Below are 12,441 nucleotides of genomic sequence, written 5' to 3'. Positions count from 1 at the left end.
GGCGCATGGGGTGGATCGCGGTCGCGGATGAGGGCGAAAGATGGCTGTGCGCCGATTGGGCAGAGGCACCCGCCGGGCGGTTGCTGCCGCGCGGTACGCTGATGGTCGAGGCCGATCTTGGGGCCGGTCCGCGACCGGAACGTCTGCTGACGCTGGATCGCCTTGCGCCGTGGCCCGGCAGCCTGTCGCTGACCTTGTTGCCGGGGCAGGGGGTGGCTCTGGTGGTTGAACAGGGTGGTCAGGTGGCACAGGCCGTCTTGCCGCTGGATCTGGACCGGCGCGAAGGTTCGGAGCGGATCAGTTTCGCATGGGACAGTCCGGCGCGGTGGGGCCGTTTCGCGGTGGAGCGGCTGGATGGCACGGTTCTAGCGAAACGCGGCGTAGAGGCCCCGCCGCCGCTGACGGCGGCGGATGTCGGGGCGCTGGCGGGTGACGGGCTGACCTTTGCCGCGCTCTCGACAATGGTTGAACCGCTGGGGCCGCTGCCTACGCTGGCAGCAGAGACCCCGGTCCAGACGCCGCAAGGGCTGCGGGCGCTGAGCGAATTGCGCTGCGGCGACACGGTGCGCACACAGGGCGGGCAGGTGGTGCCAGTGCTGGCGCGCCTGACGCGGACGGTGCCCGCGCGGGGCGGGTTCAGGCCGGTGCGCCTGCGCGCGCCCTACTTTGGCCTGTCAGATGATCTGGTGGTGGCACCGGGTCAGAGCCTTGTCGTCTCTGGCGCCGACGTGGCCTATCTGTTCGGCTGTGACGCGGTGTTGGTCCCGGCCTCGGCGCTGGTCAACGGTCGTGCGGCAGTGTTCGAGGACAGCGGCCCGCTGGTCACATGGCACCAGTTGCTGCTGCCGGGGCATGAGGCGATGGTGGCGCATGGCGCCGGGATCGAGAGCCTCTACGTCGGTCGGTTGCGCCGCCGTCGCGAGGTGTTGCGTGAAACGCTGCTGGCGGATGTGCCGCCGGGATTGATGCCCGAACATGGCGGCACCGCGCTAAAGCTGCTGGCCCCTTACGAGGCCATAACGCTGGCAGAGGCGCGGGCGGCCTAGTCGAGGAACGGCGTGACCTGCGCCACGATCACCGCGTTTTCGGCCAGCGCGCGGTCCATCAGATCGGCCTCGGCCGCGTCGATCTCGTGGCCCTGCGCCTCACGCTCCTCGCGCGTGCCATAGCCTGTCACGTCCAGCGGGGCCATGTCGGCCTGTTTCAGGATCGCCACGGTTTCGCGCACGGCCTCGGCCTCGTCCACGCCGGAGGCATAGCACATCAGCGCAGCGCCGGTTGCCTTGTCCGGCAGGCCGTCGCCGGATTTGCGCCCGACCTCGACCAGCAGCGTATAGACCTGTTGCGGCTTCTTGCCTGCCATAAGTGCCTCCGTGACCGGGTTCCCAGATTGGCGTCCCCGATGTGCCTTTGGGCGCGCGGAGTCAAGCCGCGCGCCGTGGCATTTGCGTCACGGTTGGCACAAGCGTCGGGAAAACCCCACTTGGTCCGAATCGCGCCGTGGCGATAAGTCGCCCTACCCGAGGCAACAATCAGGAAAGGAGGGCGCCCATGATGAACGATGATTTGCTACGCGCCCTCGCGGCGCAGCCGTAGATTTCCCAAGGCCCCCGGATGACGGGGGCAGAGTTTCCGAAGGCGGCGCTGGATCGCGCCGGTGATCTCATGGATACGTTTTTCAGTGACATGCTCACCCGTGCGGTGGGCAGCGATTTCTTTGCCGGCGGCCTGGCGCTGGGCGCTTTTGGCACGCTGATCGGGCTGGTCCGGATGGTCTGGTTCATGGCGCGGGCACAGGCGCGGCGGCGCTGGGCGGTTTCGCTGACCGTCGACAATCGGTCCGACGCCTATCGCCACCTCTATGTCTGGCTCGATCGAAAGGGCGCGCTGCGGCGCATCCGGCAGGTGCAGGCCACCGGGGTGCGGACCGGTGCGGCGGAAATCTTTGCCCCTGCCGAGGGGCGGCATTGGTTCCTGCATGGTGGGTGTCTGTGTTCCTTTGAAAGAACGCTGCGTGAAAAGACCCGCGTCGCCGGTGATGGCGGCCCGATGGAGGTGCTGACGGTCACCATGCTGTTCGGGTCCACCGCGACGCTGCGCAACTGGATTGACGAAGGCGCTGCCATCTGTGCAACCGAGGAAGAGCGTCCGCCGGATCTGCATGTGTTGCGTGGCGATTGGTGGGACCATGTCTGCGCTCTGCCGCGCCGGGCGCTGGACACGATCCTTGCCGAAGACGACCGGATCGACAGGCTGCGGGACGACATGGCGTGGTTTTATGACAACGAAGGCTGGTATCGGGACCGCGGCGTGCCGTGGCGCCGCGGGTACCTGTTGTACGGACCGCCAGGCACCGGCAAGTCCAGCGTCATCCGCGCCCTCGCCAGCGATCTTGGCAAGGATCTGGCGAGCATCAGCCTTGCCAGTCCGGGCTGCAATGACGAGGATCTGCGCAGCGGTATGGCCTGCGCGCCCAAGGGGGCCTTCCTTGTACTGGAAGACATCGACGCGGCCTTTGCCGGGCGAACCCAGGGAGAACAGCGCAGCGGGGTCAGCTTTTCCGGCCTGTTGAACGCCATCGATGGTGTCGCGGCACAGGAAGGCCGGGTAGTGGTGATGACCACCAACCACCCCGAACGGCTGGACCCGGCACTGACCCGTCCGGGGCGTGCAGATCTGCACGTGGAACTTGGGCCGGTTCCCGCCACGGTCGCGGCAGATCTGTTTCGCCGCTTCTTTCCCGGCGAAGAGGCGCTGGCGCAGGGCTTTGCCTCAAGGCTGGGCGAGGCACGCATCGCCCCGGCGGCGCTTCAGGGCTGGCTGCTGCAACATGCGACGGACCCGCAGGCCGCTGCGCGTGCCACGGGCCTGTTGCCCGAAAGTGCGCCCGCCGTGGCCGCCGAGTGATCTCGGCGGCCACGAATTGCCCGGATTTGCCCATCATGGCCGTTGGGACACTGTTTTTATATATCGGATCAGGAATGATTGCGTAGACTGACGAGAGCGTGCCAGAAGCGCGCGCGGCTGCCACCGACGGCGCAAATTGTCCGGAGAAGACATGATCCCCCGTTTCCGTTTCTTGGCCCTTTTCTTTCTGATCGTTCTCATGCCCCTAGGGGCGGCGGCGCAGACGCTGGTCTTTTCCACCGTCGATCGCCCGCCCTTTGCGATGAGCACGCCAGAGCATCAGGGTTTCAGCATCGACCTGATGCGCATGATTGGCGAACAGATCGGGCGAGACGTGCGTTTTGAAACCGCCCCCAGTTTTGCCGAGATGCTGGCCAAGGTGCGCAGCGGCGAGACCGATGGGGCCATCGCAAATATCTCGATCACCTCGGAGCGCGAGATCGTGCTCGACTTCACCCAGCCGATTTTTCAGAGCGGCTTGCAGATCATGGTGGCGGGAACGGCGCAGGTTTCGCTGTGGCAACAGATCCTGACGCTGGAGGTTGCGGCCTATGTCCTGTTGGCTTTTGGCCTGTTGTTCGCCGGCGGGATGCTGATGTGGGTTTTCGAACGCCGCATGCAGCCCTATTTCGAGCGCCCCTTGAAGGAATCCATGTTTCCGAACTTCTGGTGGGCGCTGAACCTGGTGGTGAACGGCGGGTTTGAGGAGCGCATGCCGCGGTCGCCGTTTGGCCGCGTGTTGGGGGTGTTGCTGGTTGTGGCCAGCCTGTTCTTTGTGTCGATCTTTGTCGCGCGGATCACCGCCGCCATGACGGTCACCGCCCTGACCAGCACCATCGACTCGATCAATGATCTTGACCGTCGGCGGGTGGGCAGCGTCGACGGGTCGACGGCATCGCTGTTCTTGCAGGCGCGCGAGGTCCGTCACGCCGCCTATCCCGGGTTTGCCGAGATGATCGAAGCCTTCGAAGAGGGAGAGGTCGAGGCGCTGGTATATGATGGACCGCTGCTGCAATATTATCTGCAACGCAACCCGCAGAGCGATGCCTACCTGCTGCAACGGGTGTTTCGAGCCGAGGATTATGGCATCGCCCTGCCCAGCGGCAGCCCGTTGCGCGAGCCGATCAACCAAGCTCTGCTCAAGCTGCGCGAAACAGGCGAATACGACGCGCTGGTCGACAGTTGGTTCGACGAAGGGTGACGGCGGTCTGATCGCAGGCGTCCGTGCATTTGGGGGCTTTGCCCCCGTCGCCAGAGGCGACTCCCCCAGGATATTTCAGGACAGAAGAAACACGGAGGCGGCGGCGATTTCTGGCCCGGTCGCCCGGTGTTGGTTTCGTGTGTTTGGGGGAGGGTGCCCATGCCGGCGTGTTTGTCCGGCATGGGCGGCCATCAGGGGCGCGGTCAGTCGCGCAGCAGTTCGTTGATGCCGGTCTTGGACCGGGTCTGCTCGTCGACGCGTTTCACGATCACGGCGCAGTAAAGGTTGATGCCGTTCTTGGAGGGCATGGAGCCTGCGACAACAACCGAGTAGGGCGGCACTTCGCCATAGGTGACTTCGCCGGTTTCGCGGTCGACGATCTTGGTCGACTTGCCGATGAAAACGCCCATGCCGAGGACCGAGCCTTCGCGCACGATGCAGCCTTCGACAACTTCGGAACGGGCGCCGATGAAGCAGTTGTCCTCGATGATGGTCGGCCCGGCCTGCATGGGTTCAAGGACGCCGCCAATGCCAACGCCGCCCGACAGGTGCACGTTCTTGCCGATCTGCGCGCAGGAGCCGACGGTGGCCCAGGTGTCAACCATGGTGCCGCTGTCGACATAGGCGCCGAGGTTCACGAAGGAGGGCATCAGCACCACGCCGGGGGCAATATAGGCGGATTTGCGGACGATGCAGTTGGGGACGGCGCGGAAGCCGGCCTCTTTCCAGTCCTTCTTTTTCCAGTCGGCGAACTTGCTGTCGACCTTGTCCCACCAATCGCCGCCCTGCGGGCCGCCGGACTGTTTTTCCATGTCCTTCAGGCGGAAGCCCAGCAGCACGGCCTTCTTGGCCCATTGGTTCACGTGCCAGTCGCCGCTGTCCTGACGTTCGGCAACGCGGAGGCTGCCGGTATCCAGCGCGTTCAGCGTGGCTTCGATGGCGTCGCGGGTTTCGCCCTTGGTTTCGGGCGTGATGGTATCGCGGACCTCCCAGGCGGCCTCGATGGCGGTCTCAAGCTGTGCGTTGGACATGTGTCCTCTCCCTCGAATGCGGTTGATGCCCTATAGCGGTCCTGTCTGACCGGAACAATCCTTGGCGCGCGAGCCCTAGCCCAGCGGGTCTGGCGCGATGTTGCCGCCGCAGAGCAGCACGGCGACCCGTTCGCCCGGTGCGGGGCGATAAGCGCCCGAGCGCAGGGCGGCAAGGGCGGTGGCGCCGGCAGGTTCGACCAGCAGGCGGTGGGTTTGCCAGAGCGCGTGCTGGGCCTCGGTTATGGCCTCGTCGGTGACGGTGACGACCGCGGTGCCCTGCGCCCGGGCGAGATCAAGGCAGATGCTGCCGATCCGCCGTGCGCCAAGCGCATTGGCGGCCACGCCGGAGACCGGGACGTCGACAGGTTCGCCTGCCTGCATTCCGGCCTGAAGCGCGTTGCAGGAGGCCGGTTCGACGGCGACGATCTTGCGCGCGCCCTGGGTCCAGGCCAAGGCCCCGGCGATCAGGCCGCCGCCGCCCACGGCGATCAGCACGGTGTCGGCTTGCAGGCCTTGCCGGTCCCATTCGCGCATCAGCGTGCCCTGACCCGCAACGGTCAGCGGGGCGTCATAGGCATGGACCTGCATTGCGCCGCGCGCGTCTTCGTAGCGTTTTGCCATGTCCAGTGCGTCGGCATATTCGCCGGGCACCACGGTCAGATTGGCACCGGTGCGTTCGATCAGGGCGATCTTGGCCGGGCCGGCGATTTCCGGGACAAAGATCTGTGCCGGATGGCCAAGCTTGTGCGCGGCATAGGCCACCGCCGCGCCATGGTTGCCGCCAGAGGCCGCGACGACGCCCCCTGCGGGCATATCGCTGGCGCGCAGGGTGTTGAAGGCACCGCGGGCCTTGAAGCTGCCTGTATGCTGGCACTGTTCCAGCTTGAGCTCGATCGGGTGATCCCAAAGCGCATCGCTTTGCATCACCGGGGTTTCAACGGTGTAGCCGGCGATGCGGCTTGCGGCGCTTTCGATCTGGGATGTCCAGTCCATGGGCGGTCCTTCTGTCAGGGCGCCATGGCGGCCTGTGGCGGCACGCGGCAACTGGCGCTTTGGAGCGGCACGCTATAGTCCTGTGAAGAGGCGAACAAGGAGCCGCGACATGAAAGACGACCGCCGCAGCCCACTGCGCGATGCGAACCTCGACCGAAACACTGCGCAGCAGGTGCCGCAGACCCCGCAGACGGAATCCCCCAGCTATCGGCTGGCCTTTGCGGACGTGGATTTCCTGGGGCAGGAGGCCCTGCGTCCGGTGCGCCTGCAACTCGAATTGTTGAAGTTCGAAATGCTGATGGACCAGTACCAGATCGACTCGACCGTGGTGCTGTTCGGTGGCGCGCGCATCCCGTCCCCCGCCGACAAGGACAAGGCGCGGACGCAGACGCTGGCCGAGCTGTCGCGTTTTTACGACGAGGCGCAGGAGTTCGCCCGCCTGATGACGCGCAAGTCGAAGGAAACCGGCAACCGCGACTATGTGGTTGTGACCGGCGGTGGCCCCGGCGTGATGGAGGCGGGCAACCGCGGCGCGCATGAAGAAGGCGGCGTTTCGGTCGGGCTGAACATCGTGCTGCCGCATGAACAGGCACCGAACCCCTATGTGACACCGGAGCTGGCCTTTAACTTTCACTATTTCGCCATTCGTAAGATGCACTTTCTGATGCGGGCCAAGGCGATCTGCGTCTTCCCTGGCGGTTTCGGCACGCTGGACGAATTGTTCGAGACGCTGACCCTGATTCAGACGGGCCGTATGCAGCGGGTTCCGGTGCTGTTGTTCGGGCGCGGGTTCTGGGAAAAGATCGTCAACTGGGACGCACTTGCCGATGCGGGCACGATCAGCGCGCAGGATCTGGAACTGTTCCGCTATGTCGAGAACGCTGCCGAGGCTGTCGAGATCGTCGAGAACTGGGGCCCGGCAGAGGCCCGGACGGATATTCCGGATCGGTAATAAGGGCAGGGGCGGGCTTTGACGAAAGGCCCGCCTCAGTTCGATTGGGCGGCTTCGTCCAACACGGCCTGTTCGACCCAGCGCGAGATGACGGCGCGGGCCGCGCCCTCGTCATAGGCGTCGATGGCAAGGCGCAGATCCTTCAGGGCGGTAGCCATTTCGAATTCAGACAAAAAGCTTTCCTGAGCGCGCAGAATCTTGTTGTGCGGCGTTGTCAGCATGTCTGGCGAGATCAGCAGTTCCTCGTGCAGCTTTTCGCCAGGACGCAGGCCGGTGATCTCGATCTCGATGTCGCCGCTAGGGTTCTTGTCGTCGCGAACGCTGAAACCTGCGCCTTCGATCATCTGGCGCGCCAGTTTGCGGATCGGCACCGGGTCGCCCATGTCCAGAACAAACACATCGCCGCCGCGGGCAAAGGATCCGGCCAGCAAAACAAGGCGCGCGGCTTCGGAAATTGTCATGAAATAGCGCGTCACCTGCGGATCGGTCAGCGTGACCGGACCGCCGCGGGCGATCTGTTCCTCGAACAGAGGAATGACAGAGCCGGAAGACCCCAGAACATTGCCAAAGCGCACCATGGAATAGCGGGTGCCCGGGGTCCGGGCGGCAAGGTCCTGCACCACCAGTTCTGCAAGCCGCTTGGATGCGCCCATCACGTTGGTCGGGCGTACCGCCTTGTCGGTCGAAACAAGGATGAACCGGTCAACGCCGGCGGCGCGGGCGGCTTCGGCCAGGATTTTGGTGCCCAGCACGTTGTTGCGCAGACCCGCCATCACGTTCTTTTCGACCAGCGGCAGGTGCTTGTAGGCGGCAGCGTGCAAAACAACGTCGATGTCGTATTCGACCAGCGTGTCGCGCATCAACTTGTCATCCAGAACAGAGCCAAGCACGGGCACGATATGCAGCCCGTCGCCGATGTCTCGCAGTTCCTTGTCAATGTTATAAAGCGCCAGTTCCGAATGTTCGACCAGAACGACGCAGGCCGGTTTGCAGGCGATCAACTGGCGGCACAGTTCGGATCCGATTGACCCGCCGGCCCCCGACACAAGGATGCGGCGGCCCGAATAGACATGGCTGACACCGGGCAGTTCGCTTTCCAGACGGTTTCGGCCCAGCAGGTCCTGAATCGACACCGGGGCCACCTTTTTGCGGATCTCGCCTTCGCCGACAAGCGCCGCGAAAGAGGGCAGGGCGTGCACTTCGCACCCGATGTGGCGCACCTTGTGCGCGATCCGTGCCAGCGCGGGCTGGCTGATCGACGGCATGGCCAGCACGACCCGGTCGATGTCACGGTCCAGAACCAGCTTCTTGAGGTTGGAAGGCGCATGAACGCGCAGCCCCGAGACCATCAGGCTTTGCAACGTGGGGTTGTCGTCGATGAAGGCGACCGGAAGGATGGAATCGTCGTGGCGCAGGGCTGCGACCAGTTGTTGCCCGGTCTGGCCCGCCCCGTAGATCAGCACGCGCATCCGGTCTTTGCCATGGCGATAGACGTACAGAGTAAACTGCCGCAGCGCGATCCGCCACGTGGCGGACATGACCAGCAGCAGCAGCGCAAAGATCACGAAAGCGCCCATGGGCAGGCCGGTGCCAAGGGCAAAGTTCAGCGCCAGCCCCAGACCACCCAGCACGGCGGAATAGGTCGCCGTCCGCATGACGCCCCGCATTTCATAGGCGTTCAGGGTAATCCGGGTCAGCCCCAGCCACCAGCCAAGCGCCACGGCGGCGGTGTTCAGGATTGCCAGCATCGGCAGCAGCATGGTCAACATGGTGCTGTCGGCGGTCACTGTCGCTTCGAGCGCGAGAGCGGCAATCAGGGCCAGCGGGACGACGATGGCATCCATCAGGATGAAAAGCGCTTGCTTCTGCGCCCGGGACAACGCCGTCACGATGCTGTAAAACATTCTGCCTGGTCCCTCGCAGGTGGCCTTCGGGAGCTTGTCCGGCGGGCGTCTTGCACGTTCCGGGCCGGCAATTTGGCCCGGTCAATTCGCCTGCTGCGGGTGCTCCGCTTTTCTATCTCTTAGGTTACACGAGTGTGAACAGGCAAGCGGCTTGTTTCTGCGGTTGCGAGTTCCGGCGGAAAATTACCGGGCATCTTGCCAAAAGAATGTGCAGAACTCTCATGATCCGGGCATTGACTGCTTGTTGTGGCGGCGTACCTGCAACGAATGAGGGCTTTCGCCCATGCTGCGGCTGCGATATGAACCGCGCCAGTCCGCCGCCCGCGCGATCCGCGTGTGGGCGGCGGCGTATTCAAAGGAGGGCCAGATGGGCTACCGTATTGTCGTTGCGGGCGCCACGGGTAACGTGGGCCGTGAAATGCTGAACATCCTCGCCGAGCGGGCATTCCCCGTCGACGAGATCGCCGTACTTGCTTCGCGAAAATCGCTGGGCACAGAGGTGAGCTTTGGCGACAAGACCCTCAAGACCCAGGACCTCGCCACATTCGATTTCACTGGCTGGGACATCGCGCTGTTTGCGATTGGCTCGGGCCCGACGAAGGAATTTGCGCCCAAGGCCGCTGCGGCGGGCTGTGTGGTGATCGATAACTCGTCGCTTTACCGCTATGATCCGGATGTGCCGTTGATCGTCCCCGAGGTGAACGCCGATGCGGTCATGGGGTATACCAAGAAGAACATCATCGCGAACCCGAACTGTTCGACCGCGCAGATGGTTGTCGCGCTGAAGCCGCTGCACGACCGCGCCAAGATCAAGCGCGTTGTCGTGTCGACCTACCAGTCGGTGTCTGGCGCGGGCAAAGAGGGCATGGACGAGTTGTGGGATCAGACCAAGGCGGTCTACAACCCGACCTCGGACGTGGCGCCGTCCAAGTTCACCAAGGAAATCGCGTTCAACGTGATCCCGCACATCGACGTCTTTATGGAAGACGGTTCCACCAAGGAAGAGTGGAAGATGGTGGCCGAAACCAAGAAGATCGTCGATCCGGCGATCAAGGTCACCGCGACCTGCGTGCGCGTGCCGGTCTTTGTCGGCCATTCCGAGGCGATCAACCTGGAATTCGAAGATTACCTCGACGAGGACGAAGCGCGCGACATCCTGCGCGAGGCGCCGGGCATCATGGTGATCGACAAGCGCGAGGACGGCGGCTACGTCACGCCGAAGGAATGCGTTGGCGATTTCGCCACCTTCATCAGCCGGATCCGCCAGGACTCGACCATCGATAACGGTCTGAACCTGTGGTGTGTGTCCGACAACCTGCGCAAGGGCGCAGCGCTGAACGCGGTGCAGATCGCCGAAGTGCTGGGCCAGAAAGCCCTGAAGAAGGGGTGAATTGACGGACCCGCGCATCGCGCGGGCCAAACCTCCGGGGGAGGTTTGGGTCAGTTCACGGGCGGAGCCCCGGGCCGAAAGGCAATTGACTGACCCGCGCATCGCGCGGGCCAAACCTCCGGGGGCAAACCCCAAAGTCGCCAATACCAGAGAACCCGTGCCGATTGGCGCGGGTTTTTCTATTTTGGGATGCCTGCCACGGCCCGGAACAGATGTGCCCAAACCTCGCGAAAATACCGACAATGCAACGCGTTCACCCCACGGTTGAACGCCCCTCGAAGCGCATCTGTGCCCAACCGTAAACAGTCCGCACGGGTGGTTAAGACTGCGTTACTGGATTGCAACAAACCCTAGGCAGACCCCGGGCGACCGCCCAACTTCCGCCGTAATCGCGTGCCAGCGTGATTGGACAGGCAAGGAGACAGAGATGCTTCATACTGCCATACACCGGGCCAATTGGCCCCAAGCCCCAAGGACAACCGGACTGCCAAGGCCGCTGGACAGCGAGGCGCTGTCGCTTCTCAGGCTGTTTCTGACACCGATCCTGGAACGAGCACGCAGCTGGTACGATCTTTCCGAAGGTCTGCGCGCAAAGGGCTTTACCCTGACATTCAGACAAGGCCGTTTCGTCATTCTGAATGACGGCGGCGAGGCTCTGTGCACCGGCAGTGATTTGGGGATGCCCTTGGCACGATTGGCCAAACGACTTGGCCGTCCGCGCGTCTGTGCAAGCCGGACCGGCGAAGCGGGCGAGCTTGCCATACAGGCGCAGCCGTCCGAGGGCCGCGCCTAAGGCCGGCAAACGCAAACGGCCCGAACGCCATCTGCATTCGGGCCGCTGAAAAACGCGAATGACGCTGCCGTCAGACGGGCACGAATTTGCCGGTCTTGCCGTCGAGATTTTCCAAGCCACCTTCGCCGATATCAACCCACAGGCCGTGCAGGCCCAGCTTGCCGGCCTCGACCGCCTCGCGCACAAAGGGGAAGGTCATCAGGTTGCGCAGCGATACGGCCACGGCCTCTTTTTCCAAAGCATGCGGCATGTCGGGGTGACCTTTCACCGCCTCGTAACCGGGGCGCAGGATGTCCATCCAGCGTCCAACGAAGCTGGCGGTTTCTTCCAGTTCCGGCGCGCGGCCTTCGCACATGTCCAGACAGCCCTGAACGCCGCCGCAGTTGGAATGGCCCAGCACGATCAGATGCGCCACCTTCAGCGCCGTCACGGCGTATTCCACCGCAGCCGAGGTGCCGTGATGCTGACCGTCCGGTTCGTAGACAGGCACAAGGTTTGCGATATTACGGTGAATAAAGAATTCACCCTGGTCCGCGCCGAAGATCGACGTCACGTGGACCCGCGAATCGCAGCAGGAAATCACCATGGCTCGGGGGCGCTGGCCCTCGTCGGCAAGGCGGCGGTACCACGCGCTGTTCTCTGCATGCGTCGTGGCTTTCCAGCCATGATAGCGCTGCATGAGAAAGCCGGGCAGGGGACGTGCGAATTCCATTTGAGCCTCCGGTCGTCGAATTGGCGACGTTCAACTACGATGAATTCACGGGAAATTCGAGCGAAAACACATCTCTGGGATAACCTTTTGGGAACCCCATCGCGTCCATGTTGCCGCCTGTGTGGGCACTTGAATGGGGTGAGATGTGAAAGAGGTAACCTATCTGGCACCGGCGGAACGTCCGACGATGGATCCGGCGCAGATCGAAACGCTGCGCGGAGATCTTGGCCGCCCGGCGGCAGAGGACGTGGTCTGCCGCGCGATGGAAGAGGTGGCACAAAGGATGTGCACCCTGCAAAATCAGGCTCTGTCCGGTCCGCGCGAAGAGATGCACAAGGGGTTGCGCGCGCTTGCCGCGATTGCCGATCAGATCGGCCTGTGTTCCCTCAGCCGGGTGGCGCATGACGTCATGGCCTGTATCGAACTCGGCGACGCCGTGGCCGAGGCAGCAACCATGGCGCGCCTTGCTCGGGTCGGCGAACGGTCGTTGACGGCGCTTTGGGACATCAATGAGTTTTCGGTCTGACCGGGGCCGGGCGCAGGCGGTGAAATCCGCTT

The 12,441-nt window shown here is 63.9% G+C and carries 12 protein-coding genes; 7 read left to right on the top strand and 5 right to left on the bottom strand.

Annotated features, from left to right (window positions below):
• Window positions 1-5 precede the first annotated feature (5 nt).
• The gene (locus KJP30_RS12380; RefSeq protein WP_218449585.1) at window positions 6-1,046 is read left to right on the top strand and encodes a Hint domain-containing protein; all 1,041 of its coding nucleotides are present in this window, start codon (window positions 6-8) and stop codon (window positions 1,044-1,046) included.
• Here KJP30_RS12380 and KJP30_RS12375 read toward each other — a convergent pair.
• Window positions 1,043-1,363, bottom strand: coding sequence for a DUF8846 family protein (locus tag KJP30_RS12375; protein WP_218449584.1), 321 nt, complete (start codon window positions 1,361-1,363; stop codon window positions 1,043-1,045). The two genes, KJP30_RS12380 and KJP30_RS12375, sit on opposite strands and share 4 nt — an antisense overlap.
• A 251-nt stretch (window positions 1,364-1,614) precedes the next feature.
• Between KJP30_RS12375 and KJP30_RS12370 the strand changes: the two genes are divergently transcribed.
• Window positions 1,615-2,907 (top strand): AAA family ATPase, encoded by a 1,293-nt coding sequence (locus KJP30_RS12370; RefSeq protein WP_218449583.1) that lies wholly within the window; start codon window positions 1,615-1,617, stop codon window positions 2,905-2,907.
• A 151-nt stretch (window positions 2,908-3,058) separates the two neighbouring features.
• On the top strand, window positions 3,059-4,108 hold the full coding sequence (locus KJP30_RS12365) for a transporter substrate-binding domain-containing protein (protein ID WP_218449582.1): 1,050 nt from the start codon (window positions 3,059-3,061) through the stop codon (window positions 4,106-4,108).
• Window positions 4,109-4,311: 203 nt separating this feature from the next.
• Here KJP30_RS12365 and dapD read toward each other — a convergent pair whose 3' ends face one another.
• Window positions 4,312-5,139, bottom strand: a complete 828-nt coding sequence (gene dapD, locus KJP30_RS12360) for a 2,3,4,5-tetrahydropyridine-2,6-dicarboxylate N-succinyltransferase (protein WP_218449581.1) — start codon at window positions 5,137-5,139, stop codon at window positions 4,312-4,314.
• 75 nt (window positions 5,140-5,214) lie between these two features.
• Window positions 5,215-6,132, bottom strand: coding sequence for a threonine/serine dehydratase (locus KJP30_RS12355; protein WP_218449580.1), 918 nt, complete (start codon window positions 6,130-6,132; stop codon window positions 5,215-5,217).
• A gap of 109 nt (window positions 6,133-6,241) precedes the next feature.
• Here KJP30_RS12355 and KJP30_RS12350 point away from each other — a divergent pair, with 109 nt between their 5' ends.
• Window positions 6,242-7,084: an LOG family protein gene (locus KJP30_RS12350; protein WP_218449579.1), complete on the top strand. Its 843-nt coding sequence runs from the start codon at window positions 6,242-6,244 to the stop codon at window positions 7,082-7,084.
• A gap of 35 nt (window positions 7,085-7,119) precedes the next feature.
• On the opposite strand, the gene KJP30_RS12345 is transcribed toward KJP30_RS12350, so the two are convergent.
• Window positions 7,120-8,988, bottom strand: coding sequence for a nucleoside-diphosphate sugar epimerase/dehydratase (locus KJP30_RS12345; protein WP_218449578.1), 1,869 nt, complete (start codon window positions 8,986-8,988; stop codon window positions 7,120-7,122).
• Between the two features lie 367 nt (window positions 8,989-9,355).
• Here KJP30_RS12345 and KJP30_RS12340 point away from each other — a divergent pair, with 367 nt between their 5' ends.
• On the top strand, window positions 9,356-10,378 hold the full coding sequence (locus KJP30_RS12340) for an aspartate-semialdehyde dehydrogenase (RefSeq protein WP_218449577.1): 1,023 nt from the start codon (window positions 9,356-9,358) through the stop codon (window positions 10,376-10,378).
• A gap of 427 nt (window positions 10,379-10,805) precedes the next feature.
• A complete protein-coding gene (locus tag KJP30_RS12335; RefSeq protein WP_246594480.1) occupies window positions 10,806-11,171 on the top strand; it encodes a hypothetical protein in 366 nt (121 codons plus the stop codon).
• Between the two features lie 70 nt (window positions 11,172-11,241).
• On the opposite strand, the gene KJP30_RS12330 is transcribed toward KJP30_RS12335, so the two are convergent.
• Window positions 11,242-11,883: a carbonic anhydrase gene (locus KJP30_RS12330; protein WP_218449576.1), complete on the bottom strand. Its 642-nt coding sequence runs from the start codon at window positions 11,881-11,883 to the stop codon at window positions 11,242-11,244.
• 145 nt (window positions 11,884-12,028) lie between these two features.
• Here KJP30_RS12330 and KJP30_RS12325 point away from each other — a divergent pair, with 145 nt between their 5' ends.
• Window positions 12,029-12,409, top strand: a complete 381-nt coding sequence (locus KJP30_RS12325) for a hypothetical protein (protein ID WP_224874163.1) — start codon at window positions 12,029-12,031, stop codon at window positions 12,407-12,409.
• The last annotated feature ends 32 nt before the right edge of the window (window positions 12,410-12,441 follow it).

The sequence above is a fragment of the Antarctobacter sediminis genome (assembly GCF_019218285.1).
Taxonomy (GTDB): domain Bacteria; phylum Pseudomonadota; class Alphaproteobacteria; order Rhodobacterales; family Rhodobacteraceae; genus Antarctobacter; species Antarctobacter sediminis.
This window is presented reverse-complemented; position numbering and strand designations above follow the sequence as displayed.

What these genes read in the sequence shown, in the direction of transcription:
- KJP30_RS12335 (WP_246594480.1), top strand. Translation starts at nt 10,806, where the DNA reads ATGCTTCATACTGCCATACACCGGGCCAATTGGCCCCAAGCCCCAAGG.
- KJP30_RS12345 (WP_218449578.1), bottom strand. Translation starts at nt 8,988, where the DNA reads ATGTTTTACAGCATCGTGACGGCGTTGTCCCGGGCGCAGAAGCAAGCG.
- KJP30_RS12350 (WP_218449579.1), top strand. Translation starts at nt 6,242, where the DNA reads ATGAAAGACGACCGCCGCAGCCCACTGCGCGATGCGAACCTCGACCGA.
- KJP30_RS12355 (WP_218449580.1), bottom strand. Translation starts at nt 6,132, where the DNA reads ATGGACTGGACATCCCAGATCGAAAGCGCCGCAAGCCGCATCGCCGGC.
- KJP30_RS12370 (WP_218449583.1), top strand. Translation starts at nt 1,615, where the DNA reads ATGACGGGGGCAGAGTTTCCGAAGGCGGCGCTGGATCGCGCCGGTGAT.
- KJP30_RS12375 (WP_218449584.1), bottom strand. Translation starts at nt 1,363, where the DNA reads ATGGCAGGCAAGAAGCCGCAACAGGTCTATACGCTGCTGGTCGAGGTC.
- KJP30_RS12330 (WP_218449576.1), bottom strand. Translation starts at nt 11,883, where the DNA reads ATGGAATTCGCACGTCCCCTGCCCGGCTTTCTCATGCAGCGCTATCAT.
- dapD (WP_218449581.1), bottom strand. Translation starts at nt 5,139, where the DNA reads ATGTCCAACGCACAGCTTGAGACCGCCATCGAGGCCGCCTGGGAGGTC.
- KJP30_RS12380 (WP_218449585.1), top strand. Translation starts at nt 6, where the DNA reads ATGGGGTGGATCGCGGTCGCGGATGAGGGCGAAAGATGGCTGTGCGCC.
- KJP30_RS12340 (WP_218449577.1), top strand. Translation starts at nt 9,356, where the DNA reads ATGGGCTACCGTATTGTCGTTGCGGGCGCCACGGGTAACGTGGGCCGT.
- KJP30_RS12365 (WP_218449582.1), top strand. Translation starts at nt 3,059, where the DNA reads ATGATCCCCCGTTTCCGTTTCTTGGCCCTTTTCTTTCTGATCGTTCTC.